Here is a 22368-nt window from a genome sequence, read left to right as displayed (position 1 = left end):
ACCCGATCCCGAGGACATCCCCGTGAGCAACACAAACGAAACTCCTACCCGCGGTTCCTCGCGCGATCGCGAAATCGTCGAGGCGAAAGTCATCGTCACCTGTCCGGGGCGCAACTTCGTCACACTGAAGATCGTCACCCGCTCGGGTGTCGAAGGCCTCGGTGATGCCACGCTCAACGGCCGTGAGCTGGCGGTGGCGTCGTACCTGCAGGATCACGTGGTGCCCAACCTGATCGGCCGCGACGCCGGCCAGATCGAGGACATCTGGCAGTTCCTCTACCGCGGCGCCTACTGGCGGCGCGGCCCGGTGACGATGAGTGCGATCGCCGCGGTGGACGTGGCGCTGTGGGACATCCTGGGCAAGATGGCGGGGATGCCGATCTACCAGTTGCTGGGCGGCCGCTCGCGCGAAGGCGCGCTGGTCTACGGCCACGCCAATGGCCGCGACATCGCCGAGGCCTCCGACGCGGTGGGCCGGTTCATCGAGCAGGGCTTCCTGGCGGTGCGCGCGCAGTGCGGCGTGCCGGGCATCAAGAAGGCTTACGGCGTCTCCAACGCCAAGGGCTACGAGCCGGCCGAGAGCGAGCTGCCGCTGGAAACCACCTGGAACACCCCGCGCTACCTGGGCGTGGTGCCGAAGCTGTTCGAACAGCTGCGTGCCGACCACGGCGCCGAGGTGGAATTGCTGCACGACGCCCACCATCGCCTCACGCCGATCGAGGCCGCGCGGCTGGCCAAATCGTTGGAGCCGTACCGCCTGTTCTGGCTGGAGGACGCCACCCCGGCCGAAGACCAGAAGGCGTTCGAGCTGATCCGCCAGCACTCGGTGACGGCGCTGGCGGTGGGCGAGGTGTTCAACTCGATCTGGGACTGCAAGCACCTGATCGAGAACCAGCTGATCGACTACATCCGCACCACCATCGTGCACGGCGGCGGCATCACCCACCTGCGCCGGTTGGCCGACTTCGCCGGGCTGCACGGCGTGCGCACCGGCTTCCACGGCGCGACCGACCTGTCGCCGGTGACGATGGGCGCGGCGCTGCACTTCGACACCTGGGTACCGAACTTCGGCATCCAGGAATACATGTTCCACACCGACGAGACCGACGCGGTGTTCCCGCATGATTACGTCCTGCGCAACGGCCGCCTGCACGTGGGCGACACGCCCGGACATGGCGTCACCATCGACGAGAAGCTGGCCGCGAAATACCCATACCAGCCCAAGCAACTGCCGATCGCGCGCCTGGAAGACGGCGCGATGTGGAACTGGTGATGACGATGCCGACACGATCATTCAAGACGTTGCTGCTGTGCCTGCTGGCCAGCTGCGGCATGGCGGCCCAGGCGGCCGAGCCGGTGCTGTTCGACTGGTTCGATTACCAGGGCCACGACCGCGCGTTCGAGCAGCCGTTGCCGGCCGGCCACTTCCGCAACCCCGTGCTGGCCGGCTTCTATCCGGACCCCAGTGTGGTGCGGGTGGATGACACGTTTTACCTGGTCAATTCCAGCTTTGCCTACTACCCGGGCATCCCCGTGTTCGAGAGCAAGGACCTGGTGCACTGGAAACCCGTCAGCCACGTGATCGACAAACCGACCACGCTGGACTTCGATGGCTTGAACATGTCGCGCGGCGTGTTCGCGCCCGCGATCAGCCATCATGACGGCACGTTCTACGTGGTCAACACCGCGGTGGACAGCGGCGGCAATTTCGTCAGCACCGCAAAAAGCGCCGCCGGCCCGTGGTCCGATCCGGTGTGGCTGAAGGGCGTGGGCGGCATCGATCCGTCGCTGTTTTTCGACAAGGACGGCAAGGCCTACCTGCTCAACAACGACGAACCCGAGGGCAAGCCGTTGTACGAAGGCCATCGCGCGATCTGGTTGCGGCAGTTCGATCCGGTTTCGCTGAAACCGGTGGGGAAACGCCAGGTCATCATCAACGGCGGCACCGAGCTCGCCAGGAAACCGATCTGGATCGAAGGCCCACACATCTACCAGCGCAACGGCTGGTATTACCTGATGTGCGCCGAGGATGGCACCGGCCCGCAACATTCCGAAGTGGTGTTCCGCAGTCGTTCGGTGTGGGGCCCGTATGTGCCGTACGAGGGCAACCCGATCCTCACCCAGCGCGACCTGCCCGCCGATCGCGCCAATGCGATCACCAATGCCGGGCACGCCGACTTGGTGGAAGCCGCCGACGGCAGCTGGTGGGCGGTGTTCCTGGCCAGCCGCGCCTATGACGGCACGCACTACAACACCGGCCGCGAGACCTATCTGCTGCCGGTGGAATGGAAGGACGACTGGCCGATCATCCTGCCCCACGGCCAGGCGATTCCGCAGGTGGTGAAGGGGCCGGCCTTCATGCAGCGCGATGCCTCGCAGGCGCCGTTGAGCGGCAACTTCGACGCGCGCGATGATTTCGACAGCACCACGCTGGGCAGCGAATGGCTGTTCGCGCGCACGCCGAAGCAATCGTGGGCGGATCTGTCCTCGCACCCCGGCAAGCTGGCCATCCATCCGCTGGCGCAGGATCTGGACACGCTGAAGAATCCGTCCTACCTGGCCCGCCGCCAGCAACACCTGACGTTCGACGCCAGCACCGCGCTGTCGGTGCCGGCTGCGGGCGTCGAGGCGGGTATCGCGGCGTACCAGAACGAGCACTACTGGTACGCGCTGGGCGTGCAGCGCGAGGGCGACCACTTGCGGCTGTCGCTGCGCAGCCATCGCGGCGACGACGAGGCCGTGGTCGACAGCGCCGTCCTGCCGGCCAGCGTGGGTGAACTAAAGTTGAAGATCAGCGGTGACGGCAAAGCCTATGGTTTCGCCTACGATGACGGGTCGGGCTGGAAGTGGCTCGAACGCCAGGCGGACGGCACGCTGCTCAGTACCGATGTGGCAGGTGGATTCATCGGCGCGACGGTGGGTCCGTATGCGCGTCGACTCGACAACCAATAAGCAACGCAAAAGGGAACGATGACTATGGCGAAGCGACAGGCGTGGCGCGGCATGTTCCGCACGACAATGGCGGTGGCTCTGGGCATGGCCCTGGTTTCGCCCGTGTTCCCCTTGCATGCGGAGGGCAACGCCGACGCAACGTCGTCGGCCGCGTCCACACCGGTCTACCGTGACCTCAGCCGCAGCTTCCACGATCGCGCCGCCGACCTCGTCGCGCACATGACGCTGGAGGAAAAGGCCGCGCAGATGCAGAACACCGCGCCGGCCATCCCGCGCCTGGGCGTGGCCGCGTACGACTGGTGGAACGAGGGCCTGCACGGCGTGGCGCGCGCGGGCCAGGCTACCGTGTTCCCGCAGGCGATCGGCCTGGCGGCCACCTTCGACGTGCCGTTGATGCATGAGGTGGCCACCGCCATCAGCGACGAGGCGCGCGCCAAGTACAACGAGTTCCAGCGCAAGGACAGCCACGGCCGCTACGAGGGCCTCACCTACTGGTCGCCCAACATCAACATCTTCCGCGACCCACGCTGGGGCCGCGGCCAGGAAACCTACGGCGAGGACCCTTACCTCACCGAGCGCATGGGCGTGGCCTTCGTCACCGGCCTGCAGGGCAATGACGCCAAATATCGCAAGCTGGACGCCACCGCCAAGCACTTCGCCGTGCACAGCGGGCCGGAGGCCGACCGCCACCATTTCGACGTGCATCCCAGCGAGCGCGACCTCTACGAAACCTACCTGCCCGCGTTCCAGACGCTGGTGCAGGAGGCCGACGTCGATGCGGTGATGAGCGCCTACAACCGCGTCAACGGCGAGCCGGCCACCGGCAGCCCGCGCCTGCTGGAACAGATCCTGCGCAAGGACTGGGGCTTCAAGGGTTACGTGGTCTCCGACTGTGGCGCGGTGGAGGACATCTACAAGCACCACAAGGTGGTCGACACCGTCGAGGCGGCCAGTGCGCTGGCGGTGAAGAACGGCGTGGACCTGGACTGCGGCACCGAGTACGCCGCCCTGGTCAAGGCCGTGCACGACGGCCTCATCAAGGAAAGCGAAATCGACGTCGCGCTCACCCGCCTGATGCAGGCGCGCATGCGCCTGGGCATGTTCGACCCGGCCAGCAAGGTGCCGTGGTCCGACGTGCCGTATTCGGTGAACCAGTCGCCGCAGCACGATGCGCTGGCGCGCCGCGCTGCCGTCGAATCGATGGTGCTGCTGAAGAACGACGGCGTGCTGCCGTTGTCGCGCGACGTCAAGCACATCGCGGTGATCGGCCCCACCGCCGACGACACCATGGCCCTGGTGGGCAACTACCACGGCACGCCGGCCGACCCGGTGACGATCCTGCGCGGCATCCGCGAGGCGGCGCCGCAGGCGAAGGTGGTGTACGCGCGCGGCGTCGATCTGGTCGAGGGCCGCAGCGATCCCACCGGCATGCCGCTGGTGGAGGCGCAATATCTGCGTCCGTCCGCCGGTGATGCCGAGCGCGGCCTGCGCGGCGAGTATTTCCGCAACACCGACCTGTCCGGCACGCCAGCGCTGGTGCGGGTGGATCCGGTGATCGGCTTCAACTGGGATCGCGGCTCGCCCACCGACAACCTGCTCGCCCGTGGCGAAGCCCAGCCGGACCAGGCGGTACCCAGCGACAACTTCTCCATCCGCTGGAGCGGCCAGCTGCTGCCGCCAGTGAGCGGTGACTACGTGCTGGAAGCGGCCGCCAACGACGGCGTGCGCGTGTACCTGGATGGCAAGCCGGTGATCGACCGCTGGGAACGGGCCGACAACCTCACCGCCACCCAGGTCAAGCTGAAGCTGGAAGGTGGCCACGCCTACGACATCCGCGTGGAATACAAGGAACTGGAACGCGATGCCGGCGTGCGCCTGGCCTGGCGCATGCCTGGCGCCAAGGCGCCGTTCCAGGCCGCGCTCGATGCGGCGAAGGATGCCGACGTGGTGGTCTTCGCCGGTGGCCTCACCAGCGACGTGGAAGGTGAGGAAATGCGGGTGAACTACCCGGGCTTCGCCGGTGGCGACCGCACCGACCTGCGCCTGCCCGCCACCCAGCGCAAGCTGCTGCAGGCACTCGAAGCCACTGGCAAGCCGGTGGTGCTGGTGCTCACCAGCGGCTCCGCACTGGCGGTGGACTGGGCCAACCAGCACCTGCCCGCCGTGCTGCTGGCGTGGTACCCCGGCCAGCGCGGCGGCAACGCCGTGGCCGACGTACTGTTCGGCAACGCCGATCCGGCCGGCCGCCTGCCGGTGACGTTCTACAAGGCCAGCGAAAAGCTGCCCGCGTTCGACGACTACCGCATGGACGGCCGCACCTACCGCTACTTCAAGGGCGAGCCGCTGTACCCGTTCGGCTACGGCCTGTCGTACACGAAGTTCACCTATGCGGATCTGAAGCTCAACCACGACAAGATCGGCAAGGACGACAAGCTGCACGTCACGGTGAAGGTGCACAACGCCGGCAAGCGCGCCGGCGACGAAGTGGTGCAGCTCTACCTGCGCGGGGTCGGCACGCCGCACGAACGGTCGAACAAGGACCTTCGCGGCATCCAGCGCATCACCCTGGAACCGGGGCAGACGCGTGAAGTGTCGTTCGACGTTTCACCGGCCACCGACCTGCGTTACTACGACACCAAGAAGGTGGCCTACGCCGTCGACGCGGGACGTTATGAAGTGCAGATCGGTGCCTCCAGTGCGGACATTCGTGCCACGCAATCCTTCACCGTCAACTGAGTCGCCGGCTTGATGATGTCCAATGCACCACGGCAGACGCGCGGCGAAAGCCGCGTCGTCTGTTTCGGCGAACTGCTGTTGCGCCTGTCGCCGCCGGGGCAGGAGCTGCTGCTGCAGTCCCCGCACCTCGACGCACGCTTCGGCGGCGCGGAGGCGAATGTCGCCGCCTCGCTGGCCATCCTCGGTCACCGCAGCGCCATGGTGACCGCACTGCCGGACAACGCCATCGGCCACGCCTGCGCCGCCGAACTGCGGCGTCATGGCGTGGACACAGCCGGCCTCCGTTTTGCGGATGGCCGTATGGGCGTCTATTTCATCGCACCCGGTGCCATGCAGCGCCCTACCGAAGTGGTCTACGACCGCGCCGGTTCGGCGTTCGCATGCACCGCGGCCACGGCGCACGACTGGCCACGCCTGCTCGATGGTGCCCGCTGGTTGCACCTGTCAGGCATCAACCTGGCCCTGGGCGATGCCAGCGCGCAGTCGGCATTGGCCGCCGTGCGTGCGGCACGCGATGCCGGCGTCAGCGTCTCGTTCGACTGCAATTACCGCAGCAAGCTGTGGGGGGCGCGGGCGGCACAGGCCCCGGCGCTGCTGCGCGAGGTGTTGGCCGAGGCCGAGCTGGTGTTCGGCAACGAGCGCGACATCGCATTGATCCTGGGTGCGACGTTCGACCAGGGCGATGCCCAACAACGTTTCCGTGCGGCGGCCGAGCTGGCCTTCGCCACGTTCCCACAACTGCGCCTGATGGCCGCTACCGACCGGCGCCACCTGGACGTGGACACGCATGACCTCAGCGGCCTGCTGGCCACGCGCCAGCAGGTGCTGACCACGCGGACGCATCGCCTCGCCCGCATCGTGGATCGCATCGGTGGCGGTGACGCCTTCGCCGCGGGTTTGCTGCACGGCCTGCTGCGCGACATGGGCGAGCAGGACGCGCTGGATTTCGCCATCGCTGCCGCCAGCCTCAAGCACTCGGTGCTCGGCGACGTGAACCTGCTGCGCGAGGCCGACATGCTCGCGCTTCTTGCCCAGGAAGGTTTCGAGGTGCGGCGTTGAAGGCACCGGCTGCACGCTTGTCCGCTGCCGCGTTGCCGACGTTGCCGGCCACGGTGATCCGCCCGAACTACGACCTGGCCGCCGTGCGCGTCGGCATCGTGCACCTCGGCCCCGGCGCGTTCCACCGCGCGCACCAGGCGGTGTATGTCGACGACCTGCTCGCCGAGCATCCCGACTGGGGCATCTGCGGCGTTTCCCTGCACAGCGCCGGCGTGCGCGACGCGCTGCGCCCGCAGGATGGCCTGTACACGCTGGCCTTGCTGGGCGAACAGACCTCGCTGCGGGTGATCGGCGCGATCCGCGAACTGCTGGTGGCCAGCGAAGACCAGGCCGCCGTGCTGGCGCGGTTGGCCGAGCCCGCGGTGAAGCTGGTCACGCTGACCATCACCGAGAAGGGCTACTGCCTTGCCGGTGAGGATATTGATCTCGCTCACCCCGATATCGCGCATGACCTGGCCGCGCCGCAGACACCGCGCAGCGCCATCGGCTACGTCGTCGCCGGTTTGCGCGAACGGCATGCGCGCGGCATCGCTCCGTACACCGTGCTCAGTTGCGACAACCTTGCCGGCAACGGCCATCGCCTGCGCCGCGCCGTGCTGCAATACGCGGCGCGCGTCGATGCGGAGCTGGCGGCATGGATCGAGGCCGAGGTGGCGTTCCCCTGTTCGATGGTGGACAGCATCACCCCCGCCACCGACGACGCGCTGCGCCAGCGCGTGGCCGACGCACTGGGTTGCGTCGATGCTTGGCCGATCCAGCGCGAGGCGTATACGCAGTGGGTGATCGAGGACCGTTTCTGCAATGAGCGCCCGCCGTTCGAGCGCGCCGGCGCCACCCTCAGCCGCGACATCGCCGGCTACGACCGCGCCAAGCTGCGCCTGCTCAACGGCCCGCATTCCACGCTGGCCTATCTCGGTTCGCTGATGGAGTTGGAGACGGTGTCCGCGGCGATGGCCGAGCCGTTGCTGGCCGGCTTCATCGAGCGGCTGATGCGCCAGGACATCGTGCCCTCGCTGCCGGCGTTGCCGGGTTTCGATCCGCAGGCCTATGTCGACGCCATCCTGGCCCGCTTCCGCAATCCGGCCATCCGCCACCTGCTGGCGCAGATTGCCTGGGACGGTTCGCAAAAAATTCCGGTGCGGCTGCTGGGCACGATCGCCGAGGCGCTGGCCGCGGGCCGGCCGATCGAGCGCTTGTGCCTGCCGGTCGCGGGTTGGTTGCACTTCGTGGCGCGCCAGGCGCGCAACGGCGTGGCCATCGTCGATCCGCTGGCCGACACGCTGGCGCGCTGCGGCGCGACGGGTGACGTCGATGCCTTCCTGGCGCTGGACGGCGTGTTCGGCGCGCTGGCCGGCGATACCCGTTTCACCACCGCGCTGCGTGCCGCGCACGCCGCACTGGCGCCGGCCACGCCGGATGCGGTGCGGCACGCGCTGGATAGCTGACCCACCTTTCTCACCCCGACTTCCTGGAGCCTCCGATGCATCCCAGCCTGACCCGCCACACCACCGCCGATGGCCCGCGTTGGGCTTTGGACGGCCATTACCTCCCCGTCGATTTCAGCCTGTCCGCCTGGCTGGCCTTGCCGGCCGAGGCGGCGCAGGCGCAACTGGCGTCCGCCACGCGCGGCGCGCCGGCCGATGGCGCCCTGCTGGCGCCGATCGAGGATGCGCAGGAAGCCTGGGCCAGCGGCGTCACCTACCTCAGCAGCCGCATGGCGCGCGAGGCGGAGTCGCAGAGCGCGGACGTCTACCAGAAGGTGTACGGCGCGGCGCGGCCGGAGCTGTTCTTCAAGGCCTGCGGATGGCGTACCAGCGGCCACGGCCAGGGCATTCGGGTGCGCGCGGACAGTGCCTGGAACGTGCCCGAGCCGGAACTGGTGCTGGTGCTGGACAGCGCCGGCGGCATCCGCGGTTACGCCGTGGGCAACGACGTCTCCTCGCGCAGCATCGAGGGCGAAAACCCGTTGTACCTGCCGCAGGCCAAGGTCTACGACGGCGCCTGCGCGATCGGCCCGGGCATCCGCCTGTGCCCGGTCGACAGCCTGCGCGACCTGGCCATCGCGCTGCAGATCCGCCGCGGTGGCGCGGTTGTATTTGCCGGGGAAACCCGCAGTTCGCAGATCAAGCGCGCGCTGGAGGAACTGGCCGGCTACCTGTTCCGCGAGCTGACCTTCCCCCACGGCGCCTTCCTGTTCACCGGTACCGGCATCGTGCCGGATGAAACTTTCACCCTGCAGGCCGGCGATGTCGTGAGCATCGACATCGGCGGTCTGGTTCTGGAGAACCCCGTATCATGAGCAATCCCACTTCCATGCAACCCATTCTTGTCGACGGCCGCTGGGTCCAGGCGCAGGCGCCGGAAGGCAGCTTCCACGCGTTCAATCCCTCGCAGGGGCAGGAGCTGGACGCGCACGATTACCCGATCTCCGGCTGGGCCGATCTAGACGCGATGCTGGACGCCGGCCAGCGTGCCGCCGCCGAGATGGCGCAGTTGCCGGGCGAGCGCATCGGCGCCTTCCTCGACGCCTACGCCGCCGCCATCGAGGCGCGTGCCGACGCCCTGGTCGAAACCGCGCATCGCGAAACCGGCTTGCCGCTCGAAGGGCGCCTGCGCAAAGGCGAGTTGCCGCGCACCACCGGCCAGTTGCGCCAGGCCGCCAAGGCCGCGCGTGACGGCAGCTGGGCCCGGCCCACGATCGACACCGCCGCCGACCTGCGCTCCGTACTCGGCCCGTTGGGTGGCCCGGTGCTGGTGCTGGGGCCGAACAATTTCCCGTTCGCCTTCAATGGCGTCTCCGGCGGTGATTTCGCCGCCGCTTTTGCCGCCGGCAACCCGGTGATCGCCAAGGCCCACCCGGCCCATCCGCATACCTCGCAGCTGCTGGCGGAAGCCGCGCTGGAGGCGCTGCAGTCCAGCGGCCTGCCGACGGGCGCGGTGCAGATGTTCTTCCACACCAGCAACGAGCTGGGGCTGCGTGTGGTGGCCGATCCGCGCACTGCCGCGGTGGCGTTCACCGGCAGCCGTCCGGCCGGCATGGCGATCAAGGCCGCCGCCGACGCGGCCGGCACGCCGGCCTACCTGGAGATGTCCAGCGTCAACCCGGTGTTCGTGCTGGGTGGCGCGCTGCGCGAGCGCGGTGCGGCGATCGCCGCCGAGCTGGCCGCCTCCTGCGCGATGGGCGCGGGCCAGTTCTGCACCCGCCCGGGCGTGACGGTGTTGCCGCCGGGCGCGGACACCGACGCCTTCGTGCAGGAAATGCAGCGGCTGACCGCGGCCACGCCCGCCGGCGTGCTGCTGACCCCGCGCAGCCCGCAGCTGGTGGCCGAGGCGGTGAACGCGCTGCGCGACGCCGGCGCCGAGCTGCTGGCCGGCGGCGAGATCGCCACCGACAGCGCCGGTTACGCGTTCCAGCCGACCTTGCTGAAGGTGTCCGGCAGCCGCTTCGTCGAGGCGCCGCGTGCGCTGCAGAACGAGGCCTTCGGCCAGGTCAGCCTGCTGGTGCTGGCCGAGTCGCAGGCGCAGTTGCTGCAGATCGCGCAGGCGCTGGAAGGCAACCTCACCGGCACCATCTACAGCGACACCGCTGGCGCCGACGATGCCGAGTACGACGCGCTGGCCCCGGCGCTGCGCCACCGCGTCGGCCGCCTGATCAACGACCGCATGCCCACCGGCGTGGCGGTGTCGCCCGCGCAGAACCACGGCGGCCCGTTCCCGTCCACCGGGCATCCCGGCTTTACCGCCGTCGGCATCCCGGCCTCGCTGCTGCGCTTTGCCGCGCTGCACAGCTACGACCACGTGCGCCAGCAACGGCTGCCGCCATCCTTGCGCGACGCCAACCCCACCGGTTCGCTGGTGCGCCTGGTTGACGGGCAGTTGACCACGGCCGACCTGTGATGGCCGGCGTGCAAAGTGACGATGCCTTGCTGGATGCCATCCTGGGTGACGGCACCCCGCTGACCACCACCCACACCTCCGGCGAAGGCCCGGCCGGCAGTTTGCCGGTCGACGACACCACCCTGCGCGAGGCGCCCAGCGGCCACCTGTTCGGCATGACCCAGAACGCCGGCATGGGCTGGCGCGCCAGCGAGATCGGGCGCGATCCGTACCTGATCCTCAGCACCCAGGGCGGCCTGCGCGCCGCCGACGGCAAACCGGTGGCGCTGGGCCTGCACACCGGCCATTGGGAGATCGACAAGCTGGTGCGCGCGGCGGCGGAAACGCTGGCCGAGCAAGGCGGCCTGCCGTTCTCGGTGATGTGCTCGGACCCCTGCGACGGGCGCACCCAGGGCACCACCGGCATGTTCGACAGCCTGCCGTACCGCAACGACGCGGCGATGACGATGCGCCGGCTGGTGCGCTCGCTGCCCAACCGCCGCGGCCTGCTCGGCATCGCCACCTGCGACAAGGGCCTGCCGGCGATGATGATGGCGCTGGCCGGCAGCCGCGACCTGCCCGGCGTGATCGTGCCCGGCGGCGTGACGCTGCCCGCGCGCGGCGCCGAGGACACCGCCAAGGTGCAGACCATCGGCGCCCGCTACGCGCACGGATTGATCGACCTGCAACACGCCGCCGCGATGGGCTGCCGCGCCTGCGGCTCGCCCGGCGGCGGTTGCCAGTTCCTGGGCACCGCGGCCACCTCGCAGGTGATCGCCGAGGCGCTGGGCATCGCGCTGCCGCACACCGCGCTGGCGCCGTCCGGCGAGCCGGTGTGGCTGGACATGGCGCGGCGCGCGGCGCTGGCGCTGGTGCGTCTGGTCAAGGCGAGCACGCCGATGTCGGCCATCCTCACCCGCCACGCGCTGGAGAACGCACTGGTGGTGCACGCCGCGTTCGGCGGCTCCACCAACCTGATGCTGCACGTGCCGGCGATCGCCCACGCGGCCGGCCTGGCGCCGCCCACCGTGGCCGACTGGACCGCCGCCAATCGCGCCACGCCGCGCCTGGTCGACGCGCTGCCCAACGGCCCGCGCCACCATCCCACGGTGCAGGTGTTCATGGCCGGCGGCGTGCCCGAGGTGATGCTGCACCTGCGCGAGATGGGCCTGCTGCACCTGGACGCGCCCACCGTCAGCGGCCGCACCGTCGGCGAGAATCTCGATTGGTGGGAACACAGCGCCGCACGGCGCATCGCCCGCGAACGCCTGCGCGAACTGGACGGCATCGATCCGGCCAACGTGATCATGGGCCCGGACGCGGCCCGTGCCGCGGGGCTCACCTCGGCGCTGGTGTTCCCGGTCGGCAACCTTGCGCCGGATGGCTCGGTGATCAAGGCCACCTCGATCGACCCGACCGTGGTCGACGACGACAACGTGTACCGCCACACCGGCCCGGCGCGCGTGTTCGCGTCCGAGCACGACGCGATCGTGGCGATCAAGCGCAAGGGCGAAGGTGCGGTGGTGGCGGGTGACGTGGTGGTGCTGGCCGGCTGCGGCCCCGCCGGCACCGGCATGGAGGAGACCTACCAGCTCACCTCCGCGCTGAAATACCTGCCCTGGGGCAAGCACGTGCCGGTGCTGACCGACGCGCGTTTCTCCGGCGTCTCCACCGGCGCCTGCATCGGCCACGTGGGGCCGGAGGCGCTGGCGGGTGGCCCGATCGGGCGGCTGCGCGACGGCGACCTGGTACGCATCGAGATCGATCGCAACACCTTGCAGGGCCGGATCGATTTCATCGGCACCGACCCGGCACAACCGTTGCCACCGGAACAAGCGACAGCCTTGCTGGCCACGCGCGCGATCCACCCGGCGATCGCACCGCATCCGAAGCTGCCCGACGACACGCGCCTGTGGGCCGCGCTGCAGGAAGCCAGCGGCGGTACCTGGGGCGGATGCGTGTACGACGTGGATGCCATCGTGGAAACGCTGCGCGCGGGACGCGAGGCGCTGGCACGGCAACGCGGGGAGCAAGCCAGCAGTTGATCGATCACGCCGGCGCCCCGGCGCCGGCACACCACCACGTAGCGCCGGCCCAGGTCGTCGCGGTCATGCATGAAGCTGTTCGCACCAGGGGAGTACTGGATGGTCACGTTTCTCATCATCGCCGCGGCTATCGCGGTGCAGATCTTTCTCACCGCGCGCAAGGTCAGCCCGTTCCTGTCGCTGCTGCTGACCGCGATCCCGATGGGCTTGCTGCTGGGCATGTCGCCGCAGGAGCTGCTGAAAACCATCGATCACGGCGTGGGCAGCACGCTGGCCGGGCTGGCGCTGGTGATCATCCTGGGCGCGGTGCTGGGCAAGGTGCTGGAGGAAAGCGGCGCGGCGGAGAAGATCGCCACCACCCTGGTCGCCACGCTGGGCCTGCGCAACATCCAGTGGGCCTTGTTGCTGACCGGTTTCATGGTCGGCATCCCGCTGTACTTCAACGCCGGTTTCATCATCCTGATACCGCTGATCTTCTCGCTGGCGCGGCGCACCGGCTTGCCGATCCTGCAGCTGGCCATTCCCACCGTGGCCTCGCTCAGCACCACCCACTGCTTCCTGCCGCCGCATCCGGGGCCGGTGTTCCTGGTCAACACCTTCGGCGCCGACATGGGCCACACCCTGATGTACGGCGTGGTGCTGGCGATACCGGCGGTGGTGATCGCCGGCCCGTGGCTGGCGCGGCGGATGAAGGCGATCGATCCGCCGATGCTGGAGCTGTTTGCCGGCTCGACCACCACCCACCAGTCGCCGCCGGGCGCATGGAGCTCGTTCCTGATCGCGCTGTCGCCGATATGGTTGATCGGCCTCTCGGTGCTGGCCGACGGCGTGCTGCCCAAAGGCATCCTGCGCGAGACCCTGATGTTCCTGGGCAACCCCACCATCGCGCTGCTGCTGGCCACGGTGGCCGCGTTCTACTGGCTGGGTTACCGCCGCGGCGCGGCGCTGGAAACGCAGACCCGCTGGCTCAACGCCGCCATCAGCGGCATCTCGGTGATCCTGCTGATCATCACCGCCGGCGGCGTGTTCAAGCAGGTGCTGGTGGACAGCGGCGTGGGCGCCACCATCGCCGAACTCAGCCGCACCTGGCAGATGACGCCGTTGCTGTTTGCCTGGATCGCCACCGCGCTGCTGCGGGTGATGATCGGCTCATCCACCGTGGCCGTGCTCACCGCCGCCGGCGTGGTCGGCCCGCTGATCGCCACCACCGGCGCGTCGCCGGAACTGATGGTGCTGGCCGTGGGCTGCGGCAGCGTGTTCGGATCGCACGTCAACGACTCGGCGTTCTGGATGTTCAAGGAGTTCTTCAACCTCTCCATGAAGCAGACCTTCCTGTCGTGGACCGTGATGGAGACGACGATCTCGCTGATCGGTCTGGCCGGCGTGCTGCTGCTGAACATGGTGGTGGGCTGAGCCTGCCCCTGCATCGCCTGCCGGGCTGACGATGGGCCACGCGCGGGCCGCGGGAGCTGTCGCCCCGCGCGTCCGTGGTCTGGTGCAATGCATCGGGAGAAAAGAGGCCGCTTGCCGAACGGCACACGCGTCGGCAAGCGGCAATCGCCGTGACTGTCCGCGCCCCGTTGCGAGCGGCGCGGACAGTGAGGAGCGTGGGAGGTAGAAATCTTCCGGGCTGCAAAAGCGGTTGCGCGGTCCATATTTCCGCCGTTTCTTGGCCCATGGAACCACCATGGGCCGGCGAAACGGCGAAAATCTGTCCTCACGCCACCACTTTTTCGCCTCGAAAGTTTCTACCGCCCACGCTCCTAGGCGGCGGGTCAGAACGTGGCGCGGATCACCACTTCGGCACGACGATCGTTCACGAACGTGCTGCGCAGGTAACGGTTCTGGTCCACGAAGCCGGACGGTGCCAATGTCGGATTGCTGTCGCGGACGTCGCTGTTGGCGTACGTCGACGGCCCCATCAGTACCTTGGTCTTGGCGTTCGTCAGGTTGTTGAGCAGGAGCCCGACCTTGACGTTCTTGTTGATGTTGAAGAACACCGAACCGTCCAGCTGGCCGAAGCTGTCGCTCCACACCGGCACGTAGGTGTCGCCCGAATCCTGCTCGGCGAGCAGGTAGCGATCACGCCACGACCAGGCCAGTCGTGCCGACCAGTTGCCGTATTCGTACATCGCCGTGAAGTTGTAGCTCTTAGGCGACAGGCCCTGCATCGGCAACGGCTGGTTGTTGACGATGAACTCCGCATCGCAACTGCCGTTGTTGTGGTCCGGGTCGCAGGAGGTGGTGCCGGCGATGCGCGAGCTCTTCAGGTAGGTGTAGTTCGCCTGCACGCCGAAGCCGCGCCAGGCGCCCGGCAGGAAGTCGAAGAACTGCGAGTAACCGATCTCGAAGCCCTTCACCGTACCGTCGCCGGCGTTCACCGGGCCGCTGACCGGCAGGGTCTGGCCGGCGATGTTCTGCAGCCAGATCTCGTCGGCGATGTAGTTCTTCAGCTTCTTGTGGAACAGCGTGGTGTAGAGCTGCCCGGTGGGAGCGAAGTACCACTCCAGCGAGGTGTCGAACTGGTCCGAGATCATCGGGCGCAGTGCCGGGTTGCCGCCGGACGTTGCCTTCCAGCCAGCCAGCGTCGACTGACCGCCGGGCGTTGCCGCCCACGAAGCGCCCACTTTCAGATAGGCGTTGAGCTGGTTGATGGCCGGCCGGGTGATGGCGCGCCCGGCGGCAAAGCGCCACTGCAAGTCGTCGGTGAGCTTGTAGCGGAGATTCAGGCTGGGCAGTGCGTTCTTGTAGCTGGTGTGGCCTTCCATCGGTTCGGTCAAGCCGCTGAACATCACGTCGAGCACGCTCTGCGGCCAATCGCCCAGGTCGCCGGAGGCGCTGGAGAGCGAGGGGAAGGTGACCGAGCCGTTCGAGCGCACGCTGGTGCGCACCAGGCGCAGGCCGACGTTACCGTCGAACCGGTCGTCCGGTGAGCCGAAGTACAGCGAGCCGTATATGGCCTGGGTCTTCTCCCACATGTTGTTGTCGCTCATCGGGCTTCCCGGCGTGCAGGACCCGTCGGTGGTTTCCTGCGGGCACCAGATGCCGCCTTCCAGCGCGTGCGAGCGCAGCGCGGGAATCGCCTTGCGGTAGTTGCTGACCAGCTCGCTGCTGGGGAACCACAGCGTGGTGGGTACGTTTGCATCCCCGCGATAGAAGTTGCCCAGCGTCTCGTAGGACTGCATCCAGCTCGGCAAGGTGTCGGCGCGGGCCAGGTCCTCGGGTGAGTCGTACGTCAGCCAGTGCGTGTTGAGCGCGCCCCAGTTGTACGAGCTGTTGGTGTTGTTGCTGTAGCGGTGGTTGTTGGTGGCACGGACACCCACGCGCAGCGAGCGCACCACCGCACTGTCGAAGTTGACCTCCAGGTCGATCTTGGCGGCCCGCTCCAGGCCGTAGTCGTGCTGGAGGTGGTCCATGGCGGACCACAGGATGTAGTTGTGCCCGTCGGCCAGGTAGGCCGGGTCGGTGACCGTCACGCTGGGCACGCTGCCGCTGACGTCGAGCTGGAGCGGCGGCATGTAGATCTGGTTGTAGACGGTGAAGTCCAGTGTGTTGCTGATGGATTTTGCCAGCTGCAGGTCGCCGCTCAGGATCACGTTGTCGGTGAGGTTGACCTTGAAGCCGTTGGACCAGTCGGTGGTTTGCGTGAACTGCTGGGCATCGCGGTTCGTCGTGTAGTACGCGTTGTTGCCGAACGGCCCCAGTGCCGGGTCGCCGCGCCACGCCGACGAGGTCACGGTGCCGGTCTGGAACACGCCGCGATCGTCATAGGTGAAGTTGGTGCCATCGGCCGGCAGCAGGTTGTAGAAGTTGGCCTCGTTGGACTGCACGAAGTGCTCGGACCAGTGCAGGTTGTAGTTGGAGCGGAAGAACTGGGAATAAATCTCCCAGCGGTCGTTCGGCTGCCATTGCAGGCCGCCGTAGAGACCGATGCGGCGACGATCCATGTCCATGCGCCGCCAGTTGACACCGCCGGGCACGTAGCCCTGGCCATTGGGCGCGCCATCGGCGACGGTGGCGCCGAGGTCGTTGCGCCAGTTGCCGTCGGCATCCTGCAACCAGGTGTCGGGGCCGTCGTTCCTGGTCGGGCGCAATACGTAGGGCTGCACCTGCACGCCGTCGCTGCGCGTGGCCAGCTCGGAGATCGCCACGTCGAACAACGCGCCGAACTTGCCGAAGGTATCGCTCTCCCACACGTTGCTGTACAGGAACGAGGCCGCCGGCTTGTGCTTCTTCGCCATGTCGCCTTCGTTGATGCCGAAGGAGAACGCGGTGGTCTTGCCGGTATCGAACGGCATGCGCGTGCGCAGGTTCACCGTGCCGCCGATGCCGCCTTCGATGATTTCGGCGGACGGGTTCTTGTACACATCCACGCCGGCCATCAATTCCGCCGGCACGTCCTGGAAGCCCAGCGCGCGGCCGTTGTTGGCCGAGAAGCTGGAGCGGCCGTTGAGCAGGCTGCCCACGTAGGGCAGGCCGCGGATCAGCACGCCGCTGCCCTCGGCCGCCGGATGGTTCGGGTCGTCGTCGGCCAGGAAGTGATCCACGGTGACGCCGCTGATGCGCTGCAGGGTTTCAGTGACGCTGCGGTCGGGCAGCGCGTTGATGTCCGTGGCCGTCACCGAGTCGATGATCTGGTCGGCGTTCTGCTTCAGCGATTGCGCCGACATCAGGCTGGCGCGGATGCCGGTGACCGTGATGGCACTCATGTCCGACACGGCCGGCTTGGCCGCCGCGTCCTTTTTGGATGGCGCCATCGCCGCCGACTCGGGCGCGGTCGTTGCCGCGGTATCCGTGTTGGCGTCCTGTGCCTGTGTCAGGCATGGCGCACCTACCAGCGCCATGCCCAGCGCGATCGCGGCGGCAAGCCGCGTCTCGCGAAACCGACGATTTCCGCGCGCGCGCGTTCCGCCCAGCAGCAGCTCTTGGCTGTTCCTCTTCATGTCTCCCCCTCTCGATGGATGGAGCGTGCGCAGCCCCCGCTGCACCGTCTCCATTTACCTGCGTACCAGTAAAATCCCCAAGCCTGGCCGCGGCAATTGCTATAGCCTGGATAGCGCTAACATTTTTATCTGTATACATGCGCGGCGAGCGCTTTCATATACGGTTTTTTCCAATACCACGCACGCGGTGGCGCCACCGCGCGCACTTGCCGTGCGACTGCGTCCTAATGCCGCAGCGGTACCGCCAGCACAGCATCCAGCGCGGGCTTGGGCTGGTGGTGACGATCAAACAGCAGCGGATAGTTGGTGCGGTCCGGGATCGGGTAGCCGTTCTTCCACGACATGTCGTCGGTCACGCCCCATACCGACACACGCTCCAGCTTGTCGCGCTCGCGGTGGAACAGGGCAAACAGCTCGGCGTAGCGGTCGGTCAGCTGCTGCTGCACGGCGGCAGGCAAGCCGTCGCGGTAAGGGTCGAGAAACTTCTTGAACTCCGGCAACTGGAACTGCGGGTGGGTCATGCCCTGGCCGATGATCTGGCCCTCCTTGGTCAGCGGCAACACGTCCACGTCCAGCTCGGTGATCGACACCTTGACCCCGGCGGCGGCATACGCGTCGATCGCCGCCTTGATGTCCTCCAGCGACGGATAATCCAGGCCCCAGTGGCCCTGGATGCCGACGCCATCGATGCGCACGCCGTGCGCCTTGAGCATCTTCACCATGCGCACGATGCCGGCGACCTTCGCCGGCCGCCACGCGTTGAAGTCGTTGTAGTACAGCTCCGTGTCCGGCGCGTAGCGCGCGGCATTGCCGAAGGCCAGCCGCATCAACTCGTCGCCGTCGCCGATGCCGCGCACCCAGGTCGTGTCGCGGTAGTTGCCGTCATCGCCGATCTGCTCGTTGACCACGTCCCAACTGTCAACGCGCCCGGCGTAGCGCCCAGCCACTTTCTCGATGTACTGGCGCATGCGCTCGGCCAGCTGCTTGCTCGGCAGCGGCTTGCCGGCGGTGTCCTCGAAAAACCAGTCCGGCGTCTGGTTGTGCCACACCAGCGTGTGACCGACGATGAACATGTGATGCTTCTGGCCGAAATCGACGAACGCGTCCGCCGCCTTGAAATCCCACTGGTCGGGCAACGGATGCACCACCTCGACCTTCATCGCGTTTTCCAGCGTGATCGCGTTGAAATGCTTCAGCACCAACGCCTGCGACGCCGCGTTCTTGCCACTGACGATGTCGTCATTGACGGCCGTGCCGACGAGGAAGTCATTGGCGTACGCCTGCTTGAGCGTGGTGGCCGGCGCGTCCGCGGCGTACGCGGGCAGCACGCAGGCGACCAGTGCCAGGCCGAGGGTGCACGTCAGGGAACGCATCAGGCGACGTGGGATTCGCGGGTGGGACATCGTGCTGCTCCAGTGGTGACCAGTTTGCTGAAAAGGCTCGGATTCACCACCGATGATAGCCAGATCGGTTCAATGAACCCGGCCCCTCGTTTCAACCCTCATTTCGTTGATCGGGAGGCCCGGCCCCAAGCCTGCATTGGCCTGCGGTTGCGCGTATCCGCAACCGGCACTGGGCAGGAGGCGCCTGCGGAGGCGCTTCCATATGGACGTCCATACGGCTGCATGTCACAGAGTTCACGCTTGCGAGACAGCCCGCCTGCCGGGCGTGTCTCCCGCTGCGGTCAATGTCTGTGCCAGCCGGTTCGCTGCGCCCCTTATTTCGGGCATGGCCGTGCATTCCCACAGGTTTCCGCGCAGCAGCGAGCCGATGCCGTAAAGCCTGGGCTGGGGGTTGCCGTCGGCATCCAGCAGCTGGCCGTCCGCTTCCGCAACGATGCCGAGCTGCAGCGGATCGGGTGCCGTCAGCCCTTCCCGAAGGAGTTGGGCCAATAGCGGATCGCGTGCGTAAGCGAGTGCGATTCGACGGCGCTGAAGGTTTTGCTGAACAGCTGCGGCTCATTCCCTCCCGGGGCCAGGATGGTCGAGTCCGGCATCGTTGCATTCGGACTTCCCCTCGGTCCCGCAGGCGATGCGTCCGACCGTGTGAAATAGGCCCCGAAGCCGGCGGCCATCTGCAGACGCTGCGTTGCCAGACCTGACTCCGTGATTTCCGACTCGTTGATTTCATGCCTTTAGTCATGGGTGATCCGCAGGCGCATTGGGTACGATCGGGGTTTGCCCACGTCGAGAGTCCTCCATGAAACATCCCGTCGCGCTGGCCCTGGCCATAGCCCTGTCCGGCTCCGTGGCCGGTTGCACCGATACCGCATCCGGCAAGAAGGAATCCGCCACGTCCCAGGCGCAGAGCCCGGCAGTCGCCACCGACAGCAGCAATCCGTTTTTCGCTGAAAGCCCACTGCCGCTGCATTACCCGCAGTTCGACAAGATCAAGGACAGTGATTTCGCGCCCGGTTTCGACCGCGGCATGGCCGATCAGCTGAAGGAAGTGGCGGCAATTGTCGACAACGTTGAGGCGCCGACGTTCGACAACACCATCCTCGCGCTGGAGAAATCCGGGCAGATCCTGAACCGCACCTCGACCGTGTTCTTCAGCCTCGTTGGCGTGGACACCAACGATGCGCGCAAGGCGATCCAGGCCGAATACGCGCCGAAGCTGGCCGCGCATCGCGACGCGATCGCGTTGAACCCGAAACTGTTCGAGCGCATCCAGACGCTGTACGACACGCGTGACAGCCTGGGCCTGGACGCGGAAGGCGTGCGCCTGATCGAGCGCTACCACACCGATTTCGTGCGCGCCGGCGCCAAGCTGTCCGAGGCCGACAAGGCACGGCTGAAGACCATCAACGGCGAGCAGGCCAGGCTGGGCACGCAGTTCAGCCAGAACGTGCTGGCCGAGGTCAACGATTCGGCCGTGGTGGTGGACACCAAGGAAGAGCTGGCCGGCCTCAGCGACGAACAGATCGCCGCGGCCGCCGCTGCCGCGAAGGAGAAGGGCCTGGACGGCAAGTACGTCATCGCCCTGCTCAACACCACCGGCCAGCCGCCGGAAGCGCAGTTGCAGAACCGCGCCCTGCGCGAGCGCTTGCACAAGACCTCGGTGGCCCGCGGCAGCCGCGGCAACAAATATGACAACACCGCCATCGTGTCGCAGATGCTGAAGCTGCGCGCGGAGAAGGCGAAGATGCTCGGCTATCCGACCTATGCCGCCTACGTGCTGGCCGACGAAACCGCCAAGACGCCCGAAGCGGTCAATGCCATGCTGACCCAGCTGGCACCGCCGGCCGTGGCCAATGCGAAGCGCGAGGGCGCAGCGTTGCAGGCGATGATCGACAAGGAGCAGGCGGCGAAGGGCGAGCCGACGTTCCAGCTTGAGCCGTGGGACTGGGCGTACTACACCGAGAAGGTGCGCGCCGAGAAATACAACTTCGACGAGAGCCAGCTCAAGCCGTACCTGGAGATGAAGAATGTGCTGGAAAACGGCGTGTTCTACGCCGCCGGCCAGCTCTACGGCCTCAGCTTCAAGCAGCGCACCGACCTGCCGGTCTACAACCCCGACGTGCTGGTGTACGACGTGTTCAACGCGGATGGCTCGCAGCTGGCGATCTTCCTGGCCGACATGTACGCGCGTCCGTCCAAGCGCGGCGGTGCCTGGATGAACTCCTACGTCGACCAGTCGGCGCTGACCGGCAACCTGCCGATCGTCGCCAACCACCTCAACATCACCAAGCCGGCCAGCGGCCCGACCCTGCTGACCTGGGACGAGGTGACCACCGCGTTCCACGAGTTCGGTCATGCGCTGCACGGCATGTTCTCGAACGTGGAATACCCGTACTTCAGCGGCACCAGCGTGCCGCGCGATTTCGTCGAGTTCCCGTCGCAGGTCAACGAGATGTGGTCCGACTGGCCCAGCGTGCTGGCCAATTACGCCAAGCACTACCAGACCGGCGAGCCGATGCCGAAGGCACTGCTCGACAAGGTGCTGGCCAGCTCCAAGTTCAACCAGGGCTTTGCCACCACCGAATACCTGGGCGCGGCGATGCTGGACCAGAGCTGGCACCAGCTCGGCGCCGACCAGATCCCCGCCGCCGATGGCGTGATGGCGTTCGAAGCGGCTGCGCTGAAGGCGAACGGCACCGATTACACAGCGGTGCCGCCGCGCTATCGCACGCCGTATTTCAGCCACATCATGGGCGGCTACGCGGCCGGCTATTACGCCTACATCTGGTCCGAAGTGCTGGACGCCAACACGGTCGAATGGATCAAGACCCACGGCGGTCTGACCCGCGCCAATGGCGACCGCTTCCGCCAGACCCTGCTGTCGCAGGGCGGCAGCAAGGATGCACTGCAGTTGTTCCATGACTTCACCGGCCAGGAGCCGAAAATCCAGCCGCTGCTCGAACGTCGCGGGTTGGATGTTGCGAACGACTGACGCATTCGTCCGCTGAAAAACAAAGCCGCCCGGAGCGATTCGGGCGGCTTTGTTGTGCCTGCCCGCCGATGCGTGTCGGGCGGGTTGCTGACAGTGGCGCATAAAGAAACCCGCAGAGGGGGAGTCTGCGGGTTTCGGGGGGTCCATCTTTGTATGCATGAAACCGGAGGGGAACCGGGTCATGCGGTGGGAGTGTTGTCTCACGACATGGGTGTTACTGTACTACATAGTTTGTTAATGAAACATAACCTGATGTCTGCGGTACGCGTTCCGAAGGAGGAGGAAAGCTCCTGTTTTGGAAATTTCGGTACGCCGGATACGGGAAAGAGCAAGAGCATCGCGACTGAAGTCGCTCCCACAGGGGC

General features: G+C 67.2%; 13 protein-coding genes. 10 read left to right on the top strand and 3 right to left on the bottom strand.

The window, feature by feature from the left end:
* Positions 1–22: 22 nt before the first annotated feature.
* From manD to ASD68_RS11430, 9 genes are all read left to right on the top strand, one after another.
* Positions 23–1273, top strand: a complete 1251-nt coding sequence (gene manD / locus ASD68_RS11470) for a D-mannonate dehydratase ManD (RefSeq protein ID WP_056606839.1) — start codon at positions 23–25, stop codon at positions 1271–1273.
* A gap of 59 nt (positions 1274–1332) precedes the next feature.
* Entirely contained in the window at positions 1333–2952 is a 1620-nt protein-coding gene (locus ASD68_RS11465) for a glycoside hydrolase family 43 protein (RefSeq protein WP_235578739.1), read from the top strand.
* Positions 2953–3036: 84 nt separating this feature from the next.
* Entirely contained in the window at positions 3037–5688 is a 2652-nt protein-coding gene (locus ASD68_RS11460; protein ID WP_056607546.1) for a glycoside hydrolase family 3 C-terminal domain-containing protein, read from the top strand.
* A 12-nt stretch (positions 5689–5700) separates the two neighbouring features.
* Positions 5701–6747 (top strand): sugar kinase, encoded by a 1047-nt coding sequence (locus ASD68_RS11455; RefSeq protein WP_056083178.1) that lies wholly within the window; start codon positions 5701–5703, stop codon positions 6745–6747.
* A complete protein-coding gene (locus ASD68_RS11450) occupies positions 6744–8192 on the top strand; it encodes a mannitol dehydrogenase family protein (RefSeq protein WP_056606837.1) in 1449 nt (482 codons plus the stop codon). The genes ASD68_RS11455 and ASD68_RS11450 overlap by 4 nt, the downstream gene beginning before the upstream one ends.
* A gap of 35 nt (positions 8193–8227) precedes the next feature.
* Complete coding sequence (locus ASD68_RS11445; RefSeq protein ID WP_056606836.1) at positions 8228–9046, top strand: fumarylacetoacetate hydrolase family protein; 819 nt, start codon at positions 8228–8230, stop codon at positions 9044–9046.
* A complete protein-coding gene (locus ASD68_RS11440; RefSeq protein ID WP_056606832.1) occupies positions 9043–10644 on the top strand; it encodes an aldehyde dehydrogenase family protein in 1602 nt (533 codons plus the stop codon). The genes ASD68_RS11445 and ASD68_RS11440 overlap by 4 nt, the downstream gene beginning before the upstream one ends.
* The gene (locus tag ASD68_RS11435) at positions 10644–12668 is read left to right on the top strand and encodes a YjhG/YagF family D-xylonate dehydratase (RefSeq protein ID WP_235578720.1); all 2025 of its coding nucleotides are present in this window, start codon (positions 10644–10646) and stop codon (positions 12666–12668) included. The genes ASD68_RS11440 and ASD68_RS11435 overlap by 1 nt, the downstream gene beginning before the upstream one ends.
* Before the next feature lie 99 nt (positions 12669–12767).
* Positions 12768–14081, top strand: a complete 1314-nt coding sequence (locus ASD68_RS11430; RefSeq protein WP_056607542.1) for a gluconate:H+ symporter — start codon at positions 12768–12770, stop codon at positions 14079–14081.
* 362 nt (positions 14082–14443) lie between these two features.
* On the opposite strand, the gene ASD68_RS11425 is transcribed toward ASD68_RS11430, so the two are convergent.
* From ASD68_RS11425 to ASD68_RS11415, 3 genes are all read right to left on the bottom strand, one after another.
* Positions 14444–17611: a TonB-dependent receptor gene (locus tag ASD68_RS11425; protein WP_056606831.1), complete on the bottom strand. Its 3168-nt coding sequence runs from the start codon at positions 17609–17611 to the stop codon at positions 14444–14446.
* A 224-nt stretch (positions 17612–17835) separates the two neighbouring features.
* Entirely contained in the window at positions 17836–18984 is a 1149-nt protein-coding gene (locus ASD68_RS11420; protein ID WP_056606828.1) for an endo-1,4-beta-xylanase, read from the bottom strand.
* A gap of 264 nt (positions 18985–19248) precedes the next feature.
* Positions 19249–19503 carry a hypothetical protein gene (locus ASD68_RS11415; protein ID WP_056606825.1) on the bottom strand — a complete coding sequence of 85 codons (255 nt, stop codon included), beginning with the start codon at positions 19501–19503 and terminating at the stop codon, positions 19249–19251.
* Between the two features lie 307 nt (positions 19504–19810).
* Here ASD68_RS11415 and ASD68_RS11410 point away from each other — a divergent pair, with 307 nt between their 5' ends.
* Positions 19811–22003, top strand: coding sequence for a M3 family metallopeptidase (locus tag ASD68_RS11410; RefSeq protein WP_156458385.1), 2193 nt, complete (start codon positions 19811–19813; stop codon positions 22001–22003).
* The last annotated feature ends 365 nt before the right edge of the window (positions 22004–22368 follow it).

Source organism: Rhodanobacter sp. Root627 (assembly GCF_001427835.1).
Lineage (GTDB): Bacteria > Pseudomonadota > Gammaproteobacteria > Xanthomonadales > Rhodanobacteraceae > Rhodanobacter > Rhodanobacter ginsenosidimutans.
The sequence above is the reverse complement of the archived record's forward strand: the minus strand, read 5'-3'. Positions and strand labels throughout refer to the sequence as shown.